At 70.3% G+C, this 15,304-nt stretch carries 13 protein-coding genes; all 13 read left to right on the top strand.

Translation table 11 applies throughout. The annotated features are described in order from the left end of the window. Nucleotides 1-28: 28 nt before the first annotated feature. Complete coding sequence (locus OIE53_RS21895; protein ID WP_327023392.1) at nucleotides 29-1,318, top strand: adenylosuccinate synthase; 1,290 nt, start codon at nucleotides 29-31, stop codon at nucleotides 1,316-1,318. A gap of 113 nt (nucleotides 1,319-1,431) precedes the next feature. Further along, entirely contained in the window at nucleotides 1,432-2,679 is a 1,248-nt protein-coding gene (gene purD / locus OIE53_RS21890; RefSeq protein ID WP_327023391.1) for a phosphoribosylamine--glycine ligase, read from the top strand. An 80-nt stretch (nucleotides 2,680-2,759) separates the two neighbouring features. After that, nucleotides 2,760-3,287 (top strand): MauE/DoxX family redox-associated membrane protein, encoded by a 528-nt coding sequence (locus tag OIE53_RS21885; RefSeq protein WP_327023390.1) that lies wholly within the window; start codon nucleotides 2,760-2,762, stop codon nucleotides 3,285-3,287. Nucleotides 3,288-3,544: 257 nt separating this feature from the next. Next, on the top strand, nucleotides 3,545-4,258 hold the full coding sequence (locus OIE53_RS21880) for a hypothetical protein (protein ID WP_327023389.1): 714 nt from the start codon (nucleotides 3,545-3,547) through the stop codon (nucleotides 4,256-4,258). Then, on the top strand, nucleotides 4,258-4,776 hold the full coding sequence (locus tag OIE53_RS21875) for a hypothetical protein (protein WP_327023388.1): 519 nt from the start codon (nucleotides 4,258-4,260) through the stop codon (nucleotides 4,774-4,776). Before OIE53_RS21880 ends, OIE53_RS21875 begins: the two co-directional genes overlap by 1 nt. Then, a complete protein-coding gene (locus tag OIE53_RS21870) occupies nucleotides 4,767-5,321 on the top strand; it encodes a hypothetical protein (RefSeq protein ID WP_327023387.1) in 555 nt (184 codons plus the stop codon). Before OIE53_RS21875 ends, OIE53_RS21870 begins: the two co-directional genes overlap by 10 nt. Nucleotides 5,322-5,323: 2 nt before the next feature. Next, nucleotides 5,324-5,512, top strand: coding sequence for a hypothetical protein (locus OIE53_RS21865; protein WP_327023386.1), 189 nt, complete (start codon nucleotides 5,324-5,326; stop codon nucleotides 5,510-5,512). A gap of 18 nt (nucleotides 5,513-5,530) precedes the next feature. Beyond that, on the top strand, nucleotides 5,531-6,085 hold the full coding sequence (locus OIE53_RS21860) for a hypothetical protein (RefSeq protein ID WP_327023385.1): 555 nt from the start codon (nucleotides 5,531-5,533) through the stop codon (nucleotides 6,083-6,085). Nucleotides 6,086-6,178: 93 nt separating this feature from the next. Next, on the top strand, nucleotides 6,179-6,685 hold the full coding sequence (locus OIE53_RS21855; protein WP_327023384.1) for a SigE family RNA polymerase sigma factor: 507 nt from the start codon (nucleotides 6,179-6,181) through the stop codon (nucleotides 6,683-6,685). Continuing rightward, the gene (locus tag OIE53_RS21850; RefSeq protein ID WP_327023383.1) at nucleotides 6,682-7,299 is read left to right on the top strand and encodes a hypothetical protein; all 618 of its coding nucleotides are present in this window, start codon (nucleotides 6,682-6,684) and stop codon (nucleotides 7,297-7,299) included. The genes OIE53_RS21855 and OIE53_RS21850 overlap by 4 nt, the downstream gene beginning before the upstream one ends. 113 nt (nucleotides 7,300-7,412) lie before the next feature. After that, a complete protein-coding gene (locus tag OIE53_RS21845) occupies nucleotides 7,413-8,045 on the top strand; it encodes a hypothetical protein (RefSeq protein WP_327023382.1) in 633 nt (210 codons plus the stop codon). A 161-nt stretch (nucleotides 8,046-8,206) separates the two neighbouring features. Then, nucleotides 8,207-10,228, top strand: coding sequence for a flotillin family protein (locus OIE53_RS21840; protein ID WP_327023381.1), 2,022 nt, complete (start codon nucleotides 8,207-8,209; stop codon nucleotides 10,226-10,228). Then, the gene (locus OIE53_RS21835) at nucleotides 10,221-15,290 is read left to right on the top strand and encodes a DNA repair ATPase (protein WP_327023380.1); all 5,070 of its coding nucleotides are present in this window, start codon (nucleotides 10,221-10,223) and stop codon (nucleotides 15,288-15,290) included. The genes OIE53_RS21840 and OIE53_RS21835 overlap by 8 nt, the downstream gene beginning before the upstream one ends. Nucleotides 15,291-15,304 lie beyond the last annotated feature (14 nt).

Genomic DNA, 15,304 nt, shown 5'->3' with positions numbered 1-15,304 from the left:
GGCACCCGAGCCTTCTGGAGGCGAGAAGATGCCAGCGATCGTGCTCCTCGGCGCTCAGTGGGGCGACGAGGGCAAGGGCAAGGTTACCGACCAGCTGGGTGAGCGGGTCGACTACGTCGTCCGTTACTCGGGCGGCAACAACGCAGGCCACACGGTGATCACCCCGGACGGCCAGAAGTACGCCCTGCACCTCATGCCCTCGGGGGCACTCTCCCCGAACGCCGTGATCGTCATCGGCAACGGTGTGGTGGTCGACCCGAAGGTGCTGCTCAGCGAGATCGACGGGCTGGCCGAGCGGGGCGTCGACGTCTCCCGGCTCCGGATCTCCGGCGACGCACACCTGATCATGCCGCACCACCGGGCGCTGGACCGGGTGGTGGAGCGCTACCTGGGCAGCTCCCGCATCGGCACCACCGGCCGGGGCATCGGCCCCGCGTACGGCGACAAGGTCGCCCGGATGGGCATCCGGGTGCAGGACCTGCTCGACCCGGGCATCCTGCGCAAGAAGCTGGAACTCGCGCTGCGCGAGAAGAACCAGGTGATGTTCAAGGTCTACAACCGCAAGGGCATCGACCTGGACGCCACCATCGAGGAGTACCTGGAGTACGCGGAGCGGCTGCGGCCGTACATCGCGGAGACCCGGTCGATGCTCTGGGACGCCCTGGACCGGGGCGACACCGTCCTGCTGGAGGGTGCCCAGGCCACCATGCTCGACATGGACCACGGCACCTACCCCTTCGTCACCTCGTCGAACCCGACGGCCGGCGGGGCGTGTGTGGGCGCGGGCATCCCGCCGACCGCCATCACGAAGGTGATCGCGGTGAGCAAGGCGTACACCACCCGGGTCGGCTCGGGCCCCTTCCCGACCGAACTGTTCGACGACAACGGCGCCCACCTGCGCAAGGTCGGCCACGAGTACGGCACCACCACCGGCCGGGAACGTCGCTGCGGCTGGTTCGACGCCGTGGTCGCCCGCTACGCCTGCCGCCTGAACGGCGTCACCGACCTGGTGATCACCAAGCTGGACGTGCTGACCGGCCTGGCCACGGTCCCCATCTGCGTCGGGTACGAGATCAACGGCAAGCGGGTCGACGACATGCCGATGACCCAGACCGACTTCCACCATGCCACCCCGATCTACGAGGAGCACGACGGCTGGTCGGAGGACATCACCAAGGCCAGGACCGAGGAAGACCTCCCGGAGAACGCCCGGCGCTACATCGCCCGCATCGAGGAACTCTGCAACACCAAGGTCTCAGTGGTAGGCGTAGGCCCCGGCCGCGAAGAAAACGTAACCCGCCATCCCCTCCTTCCCTGACCCCCTCTCCCCTTTCCGTGTTGATCGAAAGGTTTGGTCTCGGTTAGCCGGATCTGAGACGTAAACCTCTTGATCAACAGGGGTCGGGGTGGGGGTGGGTAGGATTCCGGGTCGTGCGGGTTTTGTTGCTGGGTGGTGGCGGGCGGGAGCATGCGCTCGCGCTGCGGCTTGCCGAGGATGCGTCCGTTTCCGAGTTGATCTGTGCGCCGGGTAACCCCGGGATCGCGCAGGTCGCCCAACAGCGGTCGGTGGACATCGTCGATCCGGGTGCCGTCACGGCGCTCGCCGTCGAGGTGGCCGCGGACCTGGTGGTGATCGGGCCGGAGGCGCCGCTGGTCGCCGGGGTAGCCGACGCGGTACGCGCCAAGGGCATCCCGGTGTTCGGCCCGAGCGGCGAGGCGGCCCGGCTGGAAGGGTCGAAGACCTTCGCCAAGGACGTGATGACCGCCGCCGGAGTCCCCACCGCACGGGCCTACACCTGCACCGAGGAGCAGAGCGTCGGCCGGGCGCTCGACGAGTTCGGCCCGCCGTACGTGGTGAAGAACGACGGGCTCGCCGCCGGCAAGGGGGTCGTCGTCACCGAGGACCGGGCGGCGGCACTGGAGCACGCCCGGCAGTGCGGTCGGGTGGTGATCGAGGAGTACCTCGCCGGGCCCGAGGTGTCGCTGTTCGTGGTGACGGACGGGGACGCGGCCGTGCCGCTGCTGCCGGCCCAGGACTTCAAGCGGGTCGGCGACGGCGACACCGGCCCGAACACCGGGGGCATGGGGGCGTACGCTCCGCTGCCCTGGGCCCCGGCCGGTCTGGTCGACGAGGTCATGCGCGACGTGGTGTACCCGACCCTGACCGAGATGCGTCGCCGGGGCACCCCCTTCGCCGGTCTGCTCTACGTCGGGCTGGCGATCACCGCCAAGGGCCCTCGGGTGATCGAGTTCAACGCCCGCTTCGGTGACCCGGAAACCCAGGTGGTGCTGGCTCTGCTGGAGACTCCGCTGGCCGGGCTGCTGCACGCCGCCGCCACCGGCACCCTGGCCGAGCACCCGCCGCTGCGCTGGCGTCCCGGTGCCGCCGTCACCGTGGTGGTCGCCGCCGAGGGTTACCCGGCCAAGCCGCGTACCGGTGATGTGATCACCGGGGCGGACCGCCCCGGGATCATCCACGCCGGCACCCGTCAGGACCCCGACGGCGCCTTGCTCTCCGCCGGGGGCCGGGTCCTCTGCGGTACGGCCACCGGCGAGAACCTGGCCGCCGCCCGCGATGCGGCCTACCAGTTGGTACGCGAGGTGACCCTGGAAGGCTCGCATCACCGCTCCGACATCGCCGCCGTCGCGATCGAAGGCGGCATCGTCATCCCCCACTGACCAGCGCCGGTGCCACCACGGGCGGTGGCGATGTCGTCTGGACCGGTGGTGCTGGTGCCCGCCCGGACCGAGGAGGCACGGTGAGTGGGTTCTCCACGCTGGTGACCGTGGTGGCACTGGGTGGGGCCCTGCTGCTGCTCGTGGCCGGGGTCGGTCATGCCGTGCACCCGCAGCGGGTCCGGGCCCTGCTGGCCCGGCAGGCTCTGCTGCCCTCCGTGATGCAAACCTGGGCCGGCCGGCTGCTGGGCGCCACCGAGGTGGGTCTGGCCCTGGTGGTCCTCGGTGTCGTGCTGCTCGCCCCGCACCTGTCCGCCGCCGGGTACGCCCTGCTGGCGGGCACCTACCTCGTCTTGGCGGGCTACGCCGAGGTGCTCCGAAGGCGTCGCCCCGGTACTCCCTGCGGCTGCCTGGCGGGTGCCCGATCCACCGGCCTCCCGGTGGTGATCCGCGCGCTGATCTTCGCGGCGGCAGCCGCTGCCGCAGCCGGGTCGGTCGCCGTGGCGGCAGCGGCATCCCAAGCCGAGTCGGTGCTCCGACCCGGTCTCGAAGTGTGGCTGGCCGCCGGCGTGACGGCCACCGCCGGATGGCTGGTGCCGGAACTGTTCTGACTCCACTGTGGTCTTGGCCTCAGCCGAGGGCGACAAAGCCGCACAGAACTCCAAGATCAGGTTTAGTCGCTTCGAAGGGATCTACCCACCGAGAATCGACGCCCTGAATCGGCGATTTGGATTGGTCCGGGGGGTAAAGCCCGAAGCCGTGCCGGGCCAAGATTTTGGTCGCATAAGGACATTGCCCCAAATGCCGTGCAGGACATTGCTTTCCCTGGTGCCGTTGCTACGGTCTGACCACCAGGAAGGGAGATCAAGTGCCCGTTCAAAGTCTTGAGTTGGTGGCACCGAGCGCTGCGGTGGTAAATGTCGAGTTGGCCGAATTCCCCCGGGTCACCAGCGTCGCGGCCCATGTCCGTTTCGCCAGTGGGGCGTACGGGCGCGGATTCCAGATAGGACCGCGCGGTTACCACGAATTCGCGTGCACCTACATGGTGGCCGCGAACCCGGTCGACCGCCTGGTTGTGCACGGCCGCGAGGTGGTCGTGTCGGAGTCGCTGGACAAGCACACCTCGGTAGCCACCCTGATCGGTGACTACCACGAGCTGATGACGGTGTTCGGTGGTCCGGCCCCGCGCCGGGAGAAGCTGGTCGAGCTGTTCTCCAGCCTGGAGATCGCCGACCAGGTTCGTGGGATGGCGCTGCGGCCCAGACGGGAGACCCTGCTGGGCACGATGAGCGAGCACATCGCGATCTTCGCCGAAGGGCTGGGCTCGCTGTCGATCCCGGGGCCCGGCCACGCGGCCGGTCACCAGCCGCGCCATCAGGGTGCCCGGACTAAGTTCGGTGAGGTGTGGCGGTCGCCCCTGCCCGGGGTCGCCTCGGCCACCCAGTTGACCGACTACACGTACACCCTCGGTTTTCCCTCCGCCATGGCGGAGGTGGTCTTCGCCGACGGCGACGACAAGGCGACCGATGCCGACAAGCTGAGCTGGTTGGAGCAGATCAACATTTCCTGGGCGGCCGGCTGATGTCACCGTCGGTGGCGCTGACCATCCTGAACTGGACCGCCATCCTGATTCTGTTCCTGGCGGTCGGGGCCCTCCTGCGGGAGATCAGGATGCTCCGGGCGCTGGTGGTCCGCGAGGTCAGCTATTCCTCCGCCGGGCCGGACGTGGTGATGGGTGCCACCGTGACGGGTGGCTCGGATCGCATCGTCGTCGCCTCGGACACCGGCTGCCCGCTGTGCGGTGCGGTGACGGCACGGCTCGCGGAACTGTCCGCTGCGGCGGGTGTCCGCCCGGTCCTGCTCACCTACGAGGAGGTCGAGCAGTGGCCGGCGCCGATCCGGCAGGAGTTCGATGTCGTGTCCGACCGGGACGAGTGGCAGAAGATCGCCCATCTGAGCCCGCCGGTGTTGATGGCCGTCCGAGCCGACGGCCAGGTGGTCGATCTCGCCCTGCCGGTCGATGTCGGGTCGGCCGAGCGGCAGTTCGACATGTTGCGAAAGAAGATCGTGCACAGCGAGGGGAGTTCGTCATGGCGTTGACGCTCGACCAGATTCCAGACCTGTCCGTAGCCCCGCCCAACGCGCCGCGCAGCCGGGCCCTGACCGAACTGCGGGTGAAGCCGCAGCGCCGTACGGTGTTGCGCGGCATCGCCTTCAGCGCCTTCGCGGTGGGTGGGTTCGTGGCCTCCACCACCGCCCGGTTCGCCTCCCCGGCCCACGCCGAGACCGGGCCCGGCGGCCTGACCGGTTGGGACCGCAACGACTGCAAGGACGCGTACCCCAACGGCTACTCGGAGCAGAAGGACAACGTCGGGGCGTACACCTCCCGGGCGGGTGCCTGCTTCGGTGGCGTGTACCGGGGCAGCACCTACTGCGCCTCCGGTTGGCACCGGTCCGGCACGGTGCGGGACGCCCCGGTCGTCTACTACTACAAGCCGGTGTCGAACGCCTGCGGTACGACCACGAAGAAGAACGCGTGGCGGTGGACCACCCCCGACGGGGTCTGGTGGCGGTGCTCGGACGGGAACACCACGGTCTCGGCCGGCGGCACCAGCAACACCTACTTCACCATCTGCCGGTACTGACCATGCTCGAACGCAGAAGTGCCGTGCTGCGGCGGCGGTTCTGGCATCCGTTCACCGGCATGGCCTGGGTGGTCGGGTTGACCCTGGTCGTGGCCGCAGTGGGTCTGGAGTACGCCGGGTGGTGGGTCACCACGCCGCTGGTGGCGGGCCTGGCCCTGACGGCCGGGTTCGCCACCAGCGGCTCCACTTGAAGCAAGAACTCAGCCGCCGTGCTGAGCTCGCCGGTCTGGCGAGGTTTTCCTGCTTTCTGCTTCTGCCTCGGGCTGGTCGCCGGGGGAATCGTCATCGCGGCGGTCCTGCTGCTGGTCGGTTCTCTGGTGCGGGCGCCCCTGCCGGTGCCGGTGCGGATCGGGATCGTGCTGGTCGCCGCCGTGCTGGTGACCTTGCGTGAACTCGGTGTGCTGCGCTTCGCGCTGCCGGAGAACCAGCGACTGGTGCCGGAGAGCGTCTTCCGGCTGGGACGGTTCGCCGGGCCCTTCCAGTTCGGTCTGGAGATGGGCACCGGGGTGCGGACCTACCTGCCCAGCGGGCTGGCCTATCTGACCGCGGTGCTGCTGCTGCTCTTCGCCACTCCGGTGACGGCCCTGGCCGCCGGGGTCGGGTTCGGCCTGGGCCGGTCCCTGATGACCATGTCGGCCCTGCACTTCGACGACTCCGGGGGCTGGAACCTGGAGTGGGATCACCGGTCCACGGCGGTCAAGCGGGCCCTGCTGCTCGCCTACCTGGCCGCCCTGGCGGTGCTGATCTCGTCGCTGCTGCCGTGAGCACTCCGGTCGGCCGATCGGTTCGATCGGTCGACCGGATCCGCGTGCAACAGAACGCCGTGCCGGTGGCGTACTAGTGGCGAGGGAGGTGGGATGGAAGCCGACGAGTTCGAGATGTTCGTCCGCCAGTCCACGCCGGCGCTGCGCCGGTACGCGCGTGCGGTGGCCGCTGACCCGGACCAGGCCGAGGACCTCCTCCAGGAGACCTACGTGCGGATGGCCGGCGCGTGGCACCGCCTGCTGGTCGAAGGCAACCCACTCGGGTACGCGAAGACCACCATGGTCCGACTGCACATCAGTTGGATGCGGACCCTGGTCCGCCGGGCCCGGCTGACCCCACCGGCCCGCCCTCTGGTCGCCGACGGGGGACTGGGCCGGGTCGACGACCACGACCAGCTCCGCCGGATGCTGGCCGACCTTCCTCCCTTGCAGCGGGTGGTGCTCGTGTTGTCGTACCTGGACGACCTGAGTGACGAGGCGATCGCCGAGGCCATCGGACGGCGACCGGCCACGGTCCGTTCGCTGCGTCATCGAGCCCTGGGCGCGATTCGCGCCGAGCTGCCCACCCATGTCGGCGCTGATCGGGAGGTCGCGGGATGAGCGATGTGCGGGAAGCCCTCCGTGCGGTCTGGGACTCCGACCCCGACCACTATCCGACCGGCTCGGATCCCCTGCCGGGGGTACGCGCCCGGCTGCGTCGGCGTCGTCGGGTGCAGACGGCGGGAGCGGGGCTGGCCCTGTCCGCAGTGGTCGGCATCGGGACCTTCGGGGTCATGGTGGCCGAGCGCAGCGAGGCACCGCCGACCGGGCCCACCTCCGCCAGCCCGGCCGATTCCGCCAGCCCCTTCGCACCCGATCTGTGGGGACTGCCGCCCTACCTGGATCGGGTGGATGCCACCGAGGCGGTGCTGCGGTCGGCCCGACCTCAGCTGGTGCCGACCGGTGTCCGGGCAGCGTACGAGGGCCGGGGTCCGGTGACCCGGGTGATCGCTGTGTACGACTTCACCGCGCCGACCGGGCTGCCCGGAACGCCACGCGAGGTGAGTGTCCCTAGTGGAGCTCAGGTGCTGACCACGGACGACTCGGCGACCTCGACGGCGTACCTGACGGCGTGGCGGCCGGACGGCAGTTCGCTGTTCCTGGCCGTGACCGCGGATCAGGTCGAGGTCCGATCCGCAACGATCGACGCACTGATTCAGGCCAATCTCGGCTGATGCTGCCCGATCCGGCCGGTGGCATTGGGTCGATCGGCCGCCCTGGAGATTGACATACCGTGTCACGATCATCGTGGTCGGTCCGAGCCGCCGACCACGGGGAGGAGGACGCGGTGACCGGTTTTCTCGGCGCGGCACTCAGCTTTCCCACCGTACTGTTCAGCTTCCTGCTGGTGGTGGTGGTCGGCTACTGGCTGCTGGTGTTGACCGGCGTGCTGGATCTGGGCGACGACCTGGACGTCGACGGCGGGGCGGGTGCCTTCCTCGCCGGCCTAGGTCTGGGGGGTGTGCCCAGCGCCATCATCTTCTCCCTGCTCGTCGCCGTCGCCTGGTTCGTCAGCCTGGCCGGCACCGCCCTCCTCGACGGCCTGGGCTTCGGCTCCGGCACCCGGATCCTGGTCTCGATCGGTGTCCTGCTGGCCGCCGCGTTCTGCGCGTGGCTGGTGACCCGGTTGGTCGCCATACCCCTGGAGCGACTCTTCCCGACCGAGTCGGACGCCACCCGGCACGCCTTCGTCGGCAGCCTGTGTGTCGTGCGTACCGGCACGGTCACGGCCGACTTCGGTCAGGCCGAGGTGACCGCGGCCGACGGCTCCTCGGCGGTGGTGCAGGTCCGGCAGCCGGGCGAGGAGAAGATGCCGGCGGGCAGTTCCGCCCTGATCTACGACTACGACACCGAGGGCGAGTTCTTCTGGGTCATGCCCGCCGGTCCCGCCTTCGATCCACTCAGACATTCCGCCCCGTAGCCGCCCCGGTGTAACCGCCCTGCCTGCGGATCACCCCGACCGGGGCAGCCGCCCCGATCGCCGGCCCGTCCCACGCCGCCCCTGAGACGTCTCGAAAGGAGGATGCGCGGGCGTTCGCCCGGCCGCTGCCGCCGGGCCGCCAACCGCCCGCGCGCCCAACCATGGAAGTCATCACCACTGGAATCGGCATACTCCTCGCCGTCGTCCTGCTCGTCGCGCTCGGCGTGGTGTTCATGGTCAGTCGGTTGTTCCGCAAGGTCGAGCAGGGCAAGGCGCTGATCGTCTCCAAGGTCCGGCGGGTCGATGTGACCTTCACCGGCGCGGTCGTGATGCCCGTCCTGCACAAGGCCGAGATCATGGACATCTCGGTCAAGACCATCGACATCGAACGGACCGGCAACGAGGGCCTGATCTGCCGCGACAACATCCGGGCCGACATCCGGATCACCTTCTTCGTCCGGGTCAACAAGACCGTCGAAGACGTGATCAAGGTGGCGCAGGCGATCGGCACCGCGCGGGCCAGCGACCGGGAGACCCTGCAGGAGCTGTTCAACGCCAAGTTCTCCGAGGCGCTCAAGACGGTAGGTAAGCAGCTCGACTTCGTCGACCTCTACACCAAGCGTGACGAGTTCCGCGACCAGATCATCCGGGTGATCGGCACCGACCTCAACGGGTACAGCCTGGAGGACGCGGCGATCGACTTCCTGGAGCAGACGCCGATGTCGCAGCTCGACCCGGCGAACATCCTGGACGCCCAGGGCATCCGGAAGATCACCGAGCTGACCACCCAGGAGAACGTCCGGACCAACGAGTTCCGGCGCAGCGAGGAGAAGGAGATCACCCGCCAGAACGTCGACGCCAAGGAAGCGATCCTTGAGCTTGAGCGACGGCAGGCGGACGCCGAGGCCAAGCAGCAGCGCGAGATCGAGACCGTACGGGCCCGTGAGCAGGCCGAGGTCACCCGGGTACGTGCCGAGGAGCGGCTGCGCGCCGAGACCGCGAACATCCGTACCGACGAGCAGTTGGGCATCCAGCACGAGAACCGGGCCCGCGAGATCGCGGTGGCCGAGAAGAACCGCGAGCGGGTCATCGCCATCGAGACCGAGCGGATCGAGAAGGACCGCATGCTGGAGGTCATCGGCCGGGAGCGGGAGACCGAGCTGAGCACGATCGCCAAGAACAAGGAGGTCGAGGCCGAGAAGCGGGCCATCGCCGAGGTCGTCCGGGAGCGGATCGCGGTGGAGAAGACCGTGGCCGAGCAGGAGGAGAACATCAAGCGGCTGCGGGTGGTCGAGGAGGCCGAGCGGACCCGCCAGGCGGTGATCATCCAGGCCGAGGCCGAGGCGCAGGAGAACCTGGTCAAGGACATCAAGGCCGCGGAGGCAGCCGAGGCGGCCGCCAAGCACAAGGCCCGCGAGCAACTGGTGCTGGCCGAGGCCCGGCAGCAGGCCGCCGAGTTGGAGACCCGGGCGAAGATCCGGTTGGCCGAGGGCGTCCAGGCCGAGACCGCCGCGGCCGGCCTGGCCGAGGTGCAGGTGCAGGAGCGCAGCGCCGAGGCGATCGAGAAGGTCGGCCGCGCGGAGGTCGCGGTGGAGCGGGAGAAGCTGCTGGCCGCCGCCGACGCGGTACGCGAGAAGCTGAAGGGCGAGGCCGAGGGCCTCACCGAGAAGGCCGCCGCGATGGCCGCGCTGGACGACGCCACCCGAGAGCACGAGGAGTACCGGCTGCGCCTGGAGTTGGAGAAGGAGGTCCGCCTCGCCGGGCTGGACACCCAACGGCAGGTCGCCGAGGCGCAGGCCAAGCTGGTCGCCACCGGCCTGGAGAAGGCGAACATCGACATCGTCGGCGGGGACAGCGTCTTCTTCGACCGGCTGCTCAGCTCGATCTCGTTCGGCAAGAGTGTGGACGGTTTCGTGGCCCACTCGGACGTGGCGAAGAACCTGACCAAGCCGTGGCTCGACGGCAGCGCCAGCTTCACCGACGACCTGGCCCGGATGGTCGGCTCGCTGAACAGCGCCGACGTGCAGAACCTCACCCTGTCGGCCTTCCTGGCACAGCAGATGCGCGCCGGTGGCGCCGACCAGGGCAAGCTCCAGGAGTTGCTGAAGGCCGCGCAGCGGCTGGGCGTGGCGGAGACCCCGGTCGCCGCCCTGACCGGCTCGCGGCAGCGCGCCGGTGAGTGAGCCGACCGCCGGTGGTGCCGGGCGTACGCCCGGCACCACCGGCCCGGCCCCGGGAACCCGACCCGGCGAAGCGGAGGCGGCCGTCCGCAGCGTGGACGCGGAGGGCGCGACCGGCTCCCCGGGGCTGGACGACGGCAGCTACGAGGTGCTGCGCAGGCGGCTGGCCGCCCAGGCCGCCGAGTTGGCCCAGCGGGCCGAAGCGCTCAACGCCCGGCGGCTGGAGGTCTTCGGCAGCACCGAACTGCGGCTGCTGAGCACCGAGCGGATCCGTACCGAGCACAACTGCGTGCCCCGGGACATCGTCTCCGTCGGCGGGTTGATGCTGTTCGGCTACAACGTCTTCATCGGCCTCAAGCCGGAGACGAGCGTCGACGACGTCTTCTCCCTGCACCGGTTCGTCCGCGAGTCGGCCGGTGAGACGGAGGCCTTCCGGTTCGACGAGGCCGGTCACGACGAACTGCCCGGTCTGCTGCGCCACCCGCAGTTCGTCCGCGACTTCTCCGAGCTGTACCGCTACTACCGGCAGGCCCGGCTGCTGCAACTGCGCCGGGTGGACGGCCGACTGCTGGCGGTGTTCCAGACCGGGCCGCGCACCGAGGACATCCGGGTGCTGCGCTGGCAGGTCGGTGTCGACGGGGTGCCGGAGTACCTGGACAGCCGGGGGGAGCGGGACCACGTCTTCCCGCCCAGCCACGACTTCGAGTGGATCGAGACCACCCGCGAGGACCACGTCCTCGGCCGGCACCCGCACATCTCCATCGACGGTGAGGTCTTCGTCGAGACCGTGGGCGGCACCCTGACCGTCAAGGTGGAGAACAACACCGAGGTCGGCGAGGGCATCTACAGCGAGCCGGTGGACGAGCCGTTGCAGAGCCTGGCCGACGCCGACGTGCACTGGGCGCGGGTCGGCACGTTGATCCTGATGCGGCTGCGGCCGTACAAGGAGACCCAGTGGCGGCACCTGGTCTTCAACACCATCAGCCGTGAGGTCATCCGGCTGGACGGCATCGGGGTGGCCTGCCAACGGCTGCCGGAGGACCACGGCATCATCTTCCCCGGCGGCTACCACCTGGCCACCGGGGTCACCCGCACCTTCGACACCGAGGTCACCGGCCTGGAGTTCGAGCGGGTGGTGCGCTCGCCGAACGGCGAGGACGTGCTCTACGTCTTCCACGCCCGCGACGACGGGCGCTCGCTGCTGCTGCCGTACAACGCGATCCGCAAGGAGGTCGCCGCACCGATCCCGTGTCACGGGTTCTCGCTGTTCGACGACGGCACCCTGGTGGTGTTCCGGGCGGTCTCCGAGGAGCCGACCCGGGTCCACCCGATGCAGATCTGGCAGACCCCGTACGTCTCGGACGCGTACGCCGCCGCGCAGCCGGCCGGCACCGGGCCCCTGGAGCGGATCGGCAACGCGGACCTGGTCCGGGGCATCTCCGACTCGCTGTCGGCGGCCCGGATGGTCGAGGGCACCGCCACGGCCGAGGTGTACGAGGCGCTGATCGCCGCCTGTGGCCGGATCAGCGACCACTACCACTGGCTGGGCGAGGAGGAACTCGGCGACCTGGCCACCCCGTTGGTCGGACTGCGGCGGACCGCCACCGCCGTGCTGGAGGAGCACGAGAAGGTTCGTACCCTCACCGAGCAGGCCCGAGTCGAGGTGGAGGCCAGCGCCGAGCAGATCGCCTCGCTGGCCCGCCGGGCCCGGGGCGAGGCGCCGCTGACCGCGGACGACTGGGTGGCCCAACTGGGTGGCCTGCGGCGGGCCCGGGGACACCTGGAGACCCTGCGCGAGCTGCGGTACGTCGATCATGCCCGGATCGACGAGCTGGCCGGGCGGCTGGACGAGGAACTGGCAGTGGCCGGCCGCCGGGCGGTGGAGTTCCTCCGCCGGGACGAGGCGTTCACCGGCTACCAGCAGGAGGTGGACCGGCTGGCCGCCCGGTCCGCCGAGATCGGCACGGTGGCCGAGGCCGGGACGGTCAGCGAGGAGTTGGCCGCCCGCACCGAAGGGCTCCAGACCATCACCGATGTGGTGGGTGGGCTGGACATCGCCGACGCGACCGTCCGTACCGCCATTCTGGGTCGGGTCGGCGAGGTGCTGGGGGCGGTCAACCGGGCGCGGGCGGTGCTCGACAAGCGCCGTCGTGAGCTGGCCGCCGTGGAGGGGCGGGCCGGTTTCGCGGCCGAGTTCGCGCTGCTGGGGCAGGCGGTGGCCGGTGCGCTGGCGGCGGCCGACACGGCCGAACGCTGCGACGAGCAACTGGGTCGGCTGCTGCTGCGGGTGGAGGAGCTGGAGTCGCGGTTCGGGGAGTTCGACGACTTCCTGGCCGAACTGGCCACCCGGCGTACCGACATCTACGAGGCCTTCTCCAGCCGCAAGCAGGCCCTGCTGGACGAGCGGTCCCGCCGCGCCGACCGGCTGGTCGCCTCCGCCGAGCGGATCATGGTCAGTGTGCACCGGCGGGCCGGCACCCTGGGCTCACTGGACGAGATCAACACCTACTTCGCGGCCGATCCGATGGTCGGCAAGCTGCGTGCGGTGGTCGAGGAGTTGCGTACCCTCGGCGACGCGGTGCGGGCCGAGGAGCTGGACGGCCGGGTCCGGGCCGCCCGCCAGGAGGCCGGGCGCGGCCTGCGCGACCGGCTGGACCTGTACGCCGACGGTGGCGAGACCATCCGGCTGGGTCGGCACCGGTTCGCAGTGAACACCCAGCCCATCGATGTGGCCGTGGTGCCGCACGAGGGCCGGATGGCGGTCGCGGTGACCGGCACGGACTACCGGGCCCCGGTGCGCGACGAGGAGTTCCAGCAGACCCAGCGGTTCTGGGACCAGCTCCTGGTTTCCGAGTCGCCGCAGGTGTACCGGGCGGAACACCTGGCCGCCACCATCCTGTCCGCCGCCGAGGCCGGCCGCGACGGGCTGACTCTGGACGCCCTGCACACCGCGGCGGTCGACGGCGATGACCTGCGGGACCTGGTCCAGCGGATCGCCGAGACCCGCTACGACGAGGGGTACGAGCGCGGTGTGCACGACCACGACGCCGCCGAGATCCTGCGGGTGCTGCTGCGCCTGCACGCCGGGGCGGAACTGCTGCGCTACCCACCCGCCGACCGCGCCGCCGCCTGCCTGTTCTGGCGGTACGGCACCGAGGAGTCGACCCGGACGGCCTGGACGGCACGGGCCGCCTCGCTGGCCCGGGCCCGCAAGCGGTTCGGTCGACCCGACGGTCAAGACGCCGCCGACGGGCTCTGCGCCGAGCTGGCCACCGCGATCGAGGGGTTCCTGCGGGAGACCGGGCTGCCCGTACCGGAGGGCGGGACCAACCTGGCCGGGGAGTACCTGTTCGAGGAGCTGTCCGTACCCCCGGTGCGGTTCGTCACCGGCAGTGGGGCCCTGACCATGCTGGAGCGGTTCCGGCGGGCCCTGGGGGGTACCCAGTCACGCTCCTCCCGGGAGTTCGACGAGGACCTGCGGGCCCTCGGCGGTGACCTGGCCGGTCGCCACCAGTTGGTGCAGGCCTGGCTGACCGCCTTCCTCGCCACCGACGACGGCGACCTGTCCGCCTACGACCTGCCGGAGGCGGTCGCCGTCGAGCTGTGCGGCACCGACCTGCCCCGGGAGAACAGCACCGCCGCCATGTCGGAGACCGTCGGCGGACTGCTCGGGGCCCACCCCCGGATCGAGGGCTCCACCCTGGCGGTACGCCTGGACGAGATGCTGGCCCGCACCCGGGCCTTCCGCACCGACCTGATCCCGGCGTACCGGGACTACCAGCGGCGACGCAACGCCCTGGTGGACTCCGAGCGGGACCGGTTGCGGCTGGAGGAGTACCGGCCGAAGGTGATGAACGCCTTCGTCCGCAACCGGCTGCTCGACGAGGTGTACCTGCCGCTGATCGGTGACAACCTGGCCCGGCAGCTCGGCGCCACCGGCGACGGCAAGCGGGTCGACCAGTCCGGCCTGCTGCTGCTGATCTCCCCGCCCGGCTACGGCAAGACCACCCTGATGGAGTACGTGGCCAGCCGCCTCGGCCTGGTCTTCGTCAAGGTCAACGGGCCGGCCCTGGGTACGAAGGTCACCTCCCTGGACCCGGCGGAGGCCCCGGACGCCACCGCCCGACAGGAGGTGGAGAAGATCTCCTTCGCCCTGGAGTTGGGCAACAACGTCCTGCTCTACCTGGACGACATCCAGCACACCAACCCGGAGCTGCTGCAGAAGTTCATCTCCCTGTGCGACGGGCAGCGCCGGATGGAGGGGGTCTGGGGCGGCCGGACCCGCACCTACGACCTGCGGGGCAAGCGGTTCGCGGTGTGCATGGCCGGCAACCCGTACACCGAATCGGGCAAGCGGTTCCGGATCCCGGACATGCTCGCCAACCGGGCCGACGTGTGGAACCTCGGCGATGTGCTCTCCGGCCGGGAGGAGGTCTTCGCGCTCAGCTACATCGAGAACTCGCTGACCGCCAATCCGGTGCTGGCGCCGCTGGCCGGACGGGAACGCGCCGACCTGGAACTGCTGGTCCGGATGGCGCGGGGCGACGACAGCGTACGACCCGATCAGCTGTCGCATGCGTACCAGCCGGTGGAGTTGGAACAGATCGTCTCGGTGCTGCGCAAACTGCTGCGGGTGCAGCAGGTGGTGCTGGCCAACAACCAGGCGTACATCGCCTCGGCGGCGCAGTCCGACGACGCCCGCACCGAGCCGCCGTTCCAGCTCCAGGGGTCGTACCGAAACATGAACAAGCTGGCCGAGCGGGTCGTCCCGGTGCTCACCGACGACGAGTTGGAAGCGGTGATCGACGACCACTACCTGGGCGAGGCGCAGACCCTGGCCGCGGGCGCGGAGGCGAACCTGCTCAAACTCGCCGAGCTGCGCGGCCGGCTCACCCCCGAGCAGGCCGCCCGCTGGGCCGAGGTGAAGGGCGCCTTCCAACGCACCCGGGCCCTCGGCGGTGCCGGCGACGACCCGGTCGACCGGGCCGTCGGCGCCCTCGGCCTGCTCGCCGACCGGGTCAACAGCATCGCCGCCGCCATTGTGAAAGGAAGGGCACCTTATTAACGCCTCGTGTATAG

This window comes from Micromonospora sp. NBC_01739 (assembly GCF_035920385.1).
GTDB lineage: Bacteria > Actinomycetota > Actinomycetes > Mycobacteriales > Micromonosporaceae > Micromonospora.
This window is presented reverse-complemented; position numbering and strand designations above follow the sequence as displayed.

What these genes read in the sequence shown, in the direction of transcription:
- OIE53_RS21870 (WP_327023387.1), top strand. Translation starts at nt 4,767, where the DNA reads ATGGCGTTGACGCTCGACCAGATTCCAGACCTGTCCGTAGCCCCGCCC.
- OIE53_RS21840 (WP_327023381.1), top strand. Translation starts at nt 8,207, where the DNA reads ATGGAAGTCATCACCACTGGAATCGGCATACTCCTCGCCGTCGTCCTG.
- OIE53_RS21855 (WP_327023384.1), top strand. Translation starts at nt 6,179, where the DNA reads ATGGAAGCCGACGAGTTCGAGATGTTCGTCCGCCAGTCCACGCCGGCG.
- OIE53_RS21895 (WP_327023392.1), top strand. Translation starts at nt 29, where the DNA reads ATGCCAGCGATCGTGCTCCTCGGCGCTCAGTGGGGCGACGAGGGCAAG.
- OIE53_RS21865 (WP_327023386.1), top strand. Translation starts at nt 5,324, where the DNA reads ATGCTCGAACGCAGAAGTGCCGTGCTGCGGCGGCGGTTCTGGCATCCG.
- OIE53_RS21875 (WP_327023388.1), top strand. Translation starts at nt 4,258, where the DNA reads ATGTCACCGTCGGTGGCGCTGACCATCCTGAACTGGACCGCCATCCTG.
- OIE53_RS21850 (WP_327023383.1), top strand. Translation starts at nt 6,682, where the DNA reads ATGAGCGATGTGCGGGAAGCCCTCCGTGCGGTCTGGGACTCCGACCCC.